This window comes from Streptomyces sp. NPDC054840, from assembly GCF_053611065.1.
Map to the genome: position 1 here is coordinate 1 of NZ_JBSGZP010000419.1, position 6,620 is coordinate 6,620.

Here is a 6,620-nt window from a genome sequence, read left to right on the forward strand (position 1 = left end):
GGGTCGGCCGGTTCCGGCGCCGGGTCCGCCGACTCGCCGCCGTCGTCCAGGACCGTCACCTCCACCGACGGCCCCACCCGGACAACGCTCACCTCCGCCTTCGCCCCCGGCCCCGCGTGCTTGCGTACGTTCGTCAGTGCTTCCTGGATCACCCGGTACGCCGCCAGGTCCACGGCCGCCGGCAGCGGCCCCGCCGCCCCGTCCAGCTGGACGATGACCTGCACCGGCAGCCCGGCGTGCCGGAAGGTGTCCACCAGCTCGTTCAGGACGCCGAGCCCCGGCGCGGGCTCCGTCGGCGCCTCCGGGTCGCCGGACTGCCGCAGCAGCCCGACCGTGGCCCGCAGTTCGTTCAGCGCCGACCGGCTGGCGTCCCGTACGTGCGCCAGCGCCTCCTTGGCCTGGTCCGGGCGCTTGTCCATGACGTGCGCGGCCACTCCGGCCTGCACGTTGACCAGGGCGATGTGATGGGCCACCACGTCGTGCAGGTCCCGGGCGATTCGCAGCCGCTCCTCGGCGACCCGCCGCCTGGCCTCCTCCTCCCGGGTCCGCTCGGCGCGCTCGGCCCGTTCCCGGATGGCGTCGACGAAGGCCCGCCGGCTGCGTACGGCGTCCCCGGCGGCCGCGGCCATCCCGGTCCAGGCGAAGATCCCGAGGTTCTCCTGCGCGTACCAGGGCAGCGGCCCGGCGAGCATGGCGACGCCCGTCAGGCCCGCCATGGTGAGCAGCCCGATCCGCCAGGTCGTCGGCCGGTCGGTGTGGGAGGCCACCGTGTACAGAGCGATCACCGTGCACATGGCGACGGGCGCCCGCGGCTCCCCGGTGGTCAGCTCCAGCAGGGACAGCCCGCAGGTCACAGCGAGCACGGCGCGCGGCTGCCGGCGCCGGAACACCAGGGCGGCCGCGCCGAGCAGCATCAGCAGCAGCGAGAACGGCTCGGGGGTGCGCGTCCCGAAGGTGGGCCCGTGCGGCCCGTGCGGATCGGCGAAGGAGCCGACGACCATGGCGACGAACGCCCCGAACGCCAGCACGGCATCGGTGGCGAGCGGATGGGCCCGCATCCACTGCCGGGTGGGGGCGAACGGCCCGAGGTCTGTCGTCACCCGGATACCGTACGGCCTCATCCGTCGGCGCCCCCTACGGCGGAGGGTGGGGCCCCAGCGGGACGCGCGCCCGCACCGGCCCCCAGCGCGCCCGCACCACGCACACCGCCATGACGGCGGTGATGGCCGCCAGGTGCTCCTTGCCGGCCAGGTTGTCCTTGATCAGCACCTCGCCGATCATCGCCACGATCACGAGGGCGCCGGTCAGGTACGCCCGGTGGCGCCAGCAGAGGTAGATGGCCAGCCCCACCACCGCCGCCGAGGGCCCGGTGTCGTTGACGATCCGGTCGGACACCGGCAGGCCGAGGGGGTGCTCCGGCCCGAGCGCGAGACCGATCCGCGCGTACGTGGTCCCGGCGAGGGTGGCGACGTAGCCGATCAGCAGGGTGCGCCACCAGCCGATGCAGATCTCGGCGATGCCGAAGACGAGCAGGATCTGCGCGAGCGCCCCCCAGACCGGCAGGTCCAGGGCGGGGACGAACAGGGACAGCGGGGTGCGCAGGAGGGCCGGTCCGAGCGGGTCGGCGGCTTTGACCGATCCGAGGTTCTGGACCGGCTGGAACCCCCAGGAGGTGTTCTGCACGATCTGGAAGACCGAGGTCAGACAGACCGCCCCGATGGTCATCGGGATCGCCCGCCACCTGTCGCGGGCGAGCGCGTCCCGGACGGTCCAGCCCATGGGTCCCCACTCACGGCGGGCGAACTGCCGGAGTGGGGAGCTGTTCCACGCTGTCAACGGCGGGTCTCCAGGTGTCTGCGGTGCAGCCACTTCGGAAGGCCGGGGGCCTCCAGGAAGCCTTCGGCCCGTCCGGCCGCGACACCGATCCGCAGCAGGTCCGAACTCTTCTCGAAGAGCATGAACCGCGGTTCCCAGATCGGCCGGTATTTGGCATTGGCCCGGTAGAGGGACTCGATCTGCCACCAGCGGGAGAAGAAGCTGAGCAGCGAGCGCCACATCCGCAGCACCGGACCGGCGCCGAGCCTGGACCCGCGCTCGAAGACGGACCGGAACATCGCGAAGTTGAGCGAGACCTGGGTGACCCCGATCTCCTTGGAGCGTTCGAGGAGTTCGATGACCATGAACTCCATCAGGCCGTTCTCGGAGTCCCGGTCCCGGCGCATCAGATCCAGCGACAGACCCCTGGGTCCCCACGGTACGAAGGACAGCACGGCCCGCAGCTCGCCGTTGCCGTCGGTGCACTCCAGCATCACGCACTGGCCGTCCGCGGGATCACCCAGCCGGCCCAGCGCCATGGAGAAGCCGCGCTCGGTGGCGCCGTCGCGCCAGTCGTCGGCGCGGCGCACCAGCTCGGCCATCTCGGCGGCCGGGATGTCGTCGTGGCGGCGGATGCGGACGGTGTACCCGGCCCGCTTGACGCGGTTGAAGGCCTGCCGGACGGTCCGCATGGCGCGGCCCTCCAGGGTGAACTCGGCGGTCTCGACGATCGCCTCGTCCCCGAGTTCGAGGGCGTCCAGGCCGTGCCGGGCGTAGATCTGTCCCGCCTCCTCGCTCGCCCCCATCACGGCCGGCACCCAGCCGTGCTCGCGGGCTTCGGCCAGCCACGGATCGATGGCGCCCGGCCAGGCCTCGGGGTCGCCGATCGGGTCGCCGGAGGCCAGGGAGACCCCGCCGACGACGCGGTAGGTGACGGCGGCCTTGCCGGTGGGGGACCAGATGACGGACTTCTCGCGGCGCAGCGCGAAGTAGCCGAGCGAGTCGCGGTCGCCCTGCCGGGCCAGCAGCGCCCGCAGCCGCTCCTCGTCCTCCTCGCTGATCGGGTCGACGGCGCGGCGCGAGCGGAAGGCGGCGAACAGCACGGCGAGCAGCAGCAGCATCGACATGACGTTGACGCAGACGTCCACCCAGCCGGGCGTGGTGATCGCCTCGGAGGCCCACTCGCCGGGGGCCAGGGTGATCAGCCGCATCACCCCGTACCACCAGCGCTCCGGGAAGGAGGCCTCGGAGCTCAGCGGGGAGGTGTTGGTGGCGCCGACGAGCAGGGCCGCGACCAGCGAGGTGAGCAGCAGGCCGACGGCGGCGACGGTGCTGGCGAGCGCCGGGTTGGACCGGTCGCCCTTGGCGTAGAACTCGCGGCGGCCCAGCAGCAGGGCGACCGTGAAGCCGGCCGTCAGGGCCAGGGAGACCCAGTTCTGCGCGTGCTGGCGGATCTCCTCGTGAGTGGAGAGCGCGTAGGCGAGCAGCAGGGCCAGGAGGCCGCTGAGGACGAGGTTGAGGATCCAGGAGGCCCGCTTGCGGCGGCCGAGGGTGACCGCGAGCAGCAGCGTGAACAGCCCGGAGGCGAACCCCGCGGTGAGCATGTACGGGGTGTAGAAGTCCTCGACGCTGTGCCGTCTGAGGTCCTGCCCGAGCGAAACCCACACCGCACTGAGGAAGTTGATGAAGGTGACGGCGCGCAGGTACCACACCGCGAACGCGGCGCCGTGCCGTGAACGCGCGCTCCCGCGGCCGGTCTCCCGGCCGTTGCCCGCCGCCCTGCCGGCGGGGCCGCCGCCGGTTGCTTTCCTGCCGGCTGACGGACCGGTCGCCGGTACGGCGGTGCGGTCGGTCTCTGCGCTGGTCAAACGGACCTCTCCCATAAAAAGCGATCATATGGGGCGCAGCTGTCCGTGATTGTGCGGTCGGGGGCCACGGCCTGGTCAGGACCGGGGGCCCCGGCGGCTCATTCCGTCGGCTCCTCCACCGCCCGCGCCGGGAGTTCCGCCGCGAGTGCGGCGGCCGCCTGGACGAGGGGGAGAGCCAGCAATGCCCCGGTACCTTCACCTACTGTGACGCCGTGATCGAGCACGGGGTTGAGCGCCATTCGGTCAAGTGCCTTCGTCTGGCCCGGCTCGCCGCTGGCCTGTCCGGCCAGCCACCAGTCGGGAGCCCGGAACGCGGCCCGCTGGGCCACCAGCCCGCACGCGGCCGAAACGACACCGTCAAGGATGACGGGAGTACGGCGCACCGCGCACTGGAGGAGGAATCCGGTGATGGCGGCCACGTCCGCACCGCCGACGGCGGCCAGCAGCGCCACCTGGTCGCCGAGGACCGGGCGGGCCCGGCGCAGCGCGTCGCGGATCGCCGCGCACTTGCGCATCCAGGCCAGGTCGTCGATGGGCCGTCCGCCGCGGCCGGTGACCACCGAGGCGTCGGTTCCGCACAGTGCGGCGACGAGGGTCGCGGCGACCGTGGTCCCGCCCACGCTCAGGTCGCCGAGGACGACCAGATCCGTTCCGGAGTCGGCCTCCTCGTCGGCGATCCGCATCCCGAGCCGCACCGCGGCCTCGGCCTCCTCGACCGTCAGCGCGTCCTCCACGTCGATCCGGCCGCTGCCACGCCGGACCCGGTGCCCGGCCACGTCCGCGGGGAGCAGCGCGGGATCGCAGTCGAGCCCGGCGTCGACGATCCGTATGGTGGCGCCGAGCCGGCCGGCCAGGATGGCGACGGGGCTGGCGCCTTCGAGGACGGCCCGCACCAGTTCGTGGCCGGTGGACGCGGCCCGGGCGGAGACGCCCTCGGCGGCGATCCCGTGGTCGGCGGCGAACAGCACCACGCGCGGGCGCTCGATCGGCTTGACCGGAACCCGACCCTGCGCGGCGGCGAGCCACTCGGCGAGTTCGTCGAGCCGGCCCAGCGCGCCGGGCGGGACGGCGAGGCGCTCACGGCGTTCCTCGGCGTCACGCCGGACGCCCCCGTCGGGGCGCTCGATCAGATCGGAGAAGTCGTCGAGATTCAGCGTGCTCATCTGCCAGAGCGTACAGCCGGTAAGGCCCTCCCTCAGGCCTTGGACGACCTGTTCCGGCCCGGTCGCGGAACGGCGGAACACCCGTCGGCGGACCGGCCGTCGGGCTCCTCCTCGCCGCGCCGCGCCGGTGCTGTCCCCGGCTATTCCTTGAGGACCGTCACCAGGCCCGCGACGACGAGGAGTACGTGCTCGCACTCGCCCGCGACGGCCGCGTTCAGCCGGCCCAGCTCGTCCCGGAAGCGGCGCCCCGAGGAGGTCGCCGGGACGACGCCCGAGCCGACCTCGTTGCTGACCAGCACCACGGGACGGCGGGTCGCGCGCACGGCCGCCACCAGCTCGGCGGTCCGCTCGGCGAGCTGACGCCGCCCGCCGCCGGCCCACACCGCGTCGTCCCACGCCCCGGCCCGGTCCATCGCGTCCGTCAGCCACAGCGCCAGGCAGTCGATCAGCAGCGCCGGCCCGTCGGCGGCCAGCAGCGGGACGAGCTCGCACGTCTCCACCGTCCGCCAGCTCCCCGGCCGGCGCTCCCGGTGCAGGCCGACCCGCTGGGCCCATTCCGCGTCGCCGTCCCGGGTGCCGCCGGTGGCCACGTAGACCACCTCGGGGAAGGACTCCAGCCGCCGCTCCGCCTCCACGGACTTGCCGGAGCGGGCCCCGCCCAGCACCAGGGTCCGGCGCGGCAGCTCCGGCACCACCGCGTACTCCCCGACGACCACGGTCGTCCCGTCCGGCACCGCCCGGGCCCCGGCCGCCGCGCACCGGCGCTCCAGCTCCCGGCCCGGCGGGGTGTCGTGGTCCAGGTGAACGGCGATCACGTCCGTGCCCGGGCCGACGGCGCCGCTCGCCCGCAGCCGCGCCAGCGCCTCGGGCCGGCCCGACACGTCCATGAGCACCACGTCGTACGGGCTCCGCCCAGGCTGCCCGGCGACTCCGGCCGGGGCTCCGCCCGGCGGCAGGTACAGCAGCCGGACGCCGTCCGGGCCGGTCACCTCGTACCCGGTCCCCGGCGCGTCCATCGGCACCGCCCGCACCCGGTGCCCGGAGATCACCGCGAGCTCCCGCCCGTCCGGCACCCGCCCGGCGGCCGGCAGCCCGGGCGGCAGCTCGACCGCGGGACCGTCGTGCGGGTGGGTCAGCAGCACCTGCCGCACCCCGGCCAGCGAATGCCCGGCCCGGGCGCCCGCCAGTACCGCCCCGGGGGTCAGGTCCAGCAGCAGTGCCCCGTCGACGAGAACGGCCGTGGCGGCGCGGGAGCGCGTGCCGACGGACACCGCGCAGGCCGCACAGGGGCAGCCGGGGCGGGGCAGGCCCTCGGGTGTTCCGGTGCCGAGCAGAGTGAGTTCCACAGGATGATCCTCCCGCGTCGCCGAGACTGCTGCGCGCCCGGTTACTCTGCGGGCACACTCAGGACAGGAAGCGTGCGAGCAACGGAGGCGGACATGGCGTGGACGTGGCGGTTCGAGACGGCCGACGGCACCGAGACGAGCCCGTCGGTGGTACCGGAGGAGTTCACCACGCAGGGGGACGCGGAGTCCTGGATCGGGGAGTACTGGAAGGACCTGCTGGAAGGCGGCGTCGAGCAGGTGAAGCTGTCCGACGACGCCGGGACCGAGCTCTACACGATGAGCCTGCGGGCCGCGCTGGACGCTTAGGGCGCGTCGTAAAAGTCCCGCCTGGCCTGCGGCGTCTGGCACCGCGCCTCGCCGCGTTGTCGGGGCGCCCGAGTACTCCGGTACACGGGCGCCCCTCCGCCTTGCGCTGCACGGCCCCGGAC

The 6,620-nt window shown here is 74.0% G+C and carries 6 protein-coding genes; 1 reads left to right on the forward strand and 5 read right to left on the reverse strand.

The features are described 5' to 3' along the window. The 5 genes from ACWGIU_RS25585 to ACWGIU_RS25605 form a co-directional block, all read right to left on the reverse strand. Window positions 1–1,058: sensor histidine kinase (locus ACWGIU_RS25585; RefSeq protein ID WP_453709488.1), on the reverse strand; the 1,058-nt coding region annotated here is incomplete at its 3' end. Window positions 1,059–1,134: 76 nt separating this feature from the next. Further along, on the reverse strand, window positions 1,135–1,779 hold the full coding sequence (locus tag ACWGIU_RS25590) for a hypothetical protein (protein WP_453709479.1): 645 nt from the start codon (window positions 1,777–1,779) through the stop codon (window positions 1,135–1,137). Between the two features lie 53 nt (window positions 1,780–1,832). Further along, window positions 1,833–3,683, reverse strand: coding sequence for a phosphatidylglycerol lysyltransferase domain-containing protein (locus ACWGIU_RS25595; RefSeq protein ID WP_453709481.1), 1,851 nt, complete (start codon window positions 3,681–3,683; stop codon window positions 1,833–1,835). 98 nt (window positions 3,684–3,781) lie between these two features. Then, window positions 3,782–4,846, reverse strand: a complete 1,065-nt coding sequence (gene cobT, locus ACWGIU_RS25600; RefSeq protein WP_453709483.1) for a nicotinate-nucleotide--dimethylbenzimidazole phosphoribosyltransferase — start codon at window positions 4,844–4,846, stop codon at window positions 3,782–3,784. Between the two features lie 140 nt (window positions 4,847–4,986). Beyond that, a complete protein-coding gene (locus ACWGIU_RS25605; protein WP_453709485.1) occupies window positions 4,987–6,192 on the reverse strand; it encodes a bifunctional adenosylcobinamide kinase/adenosylcobinamide-phosphate guanylyltransferase in 1,206 nt (401 codons plus the stop codon). Window positions 6,193–6,285: 93 nt separating this feature from the next. Here ACWGIU_RS25605 and ACWGIU_RS25610 point away from each other — a divergent pair, with 93 nt between their 5' ends. Further along, window positions 6,286–6,498, forward strand: a complete 213-nt coding sequence (locus tag ACWGIU_RS25610) for a hypothetical protein (protein WP_030389078.1) — start codon at window positions 6,286–6,288, stop codon at window positions 6,496–6,498. Window positions 6,499–6,620: the final 122 nt, after the last annotated feature.

Excerpts from the sequence above, each read along its gene's own strand:
- ACWGIU_RS25590 (WP_453709479.1), bottom strand. The coding sequence starts at position 1,779 with ATGGGCTGGACCGTCCGGGACGCGCTCGCCCGCGACAGGTGGCGGGCG.
- ACWGIU_RS25610 (WP_030389078.1), top strand. The coding sequence starts at position 6,286 with ATGGCGTGGACGTGGCGGTTCGAGACGGCCGACGGCACCGAGACGAGC.
- cobT (WP_453709483.1), bottom strand. The coding sequence starts at position 4,846 with ATGAGCACGCTGAATCTCGACGACTTCTCCGATCTGATCGAGCGCCCC.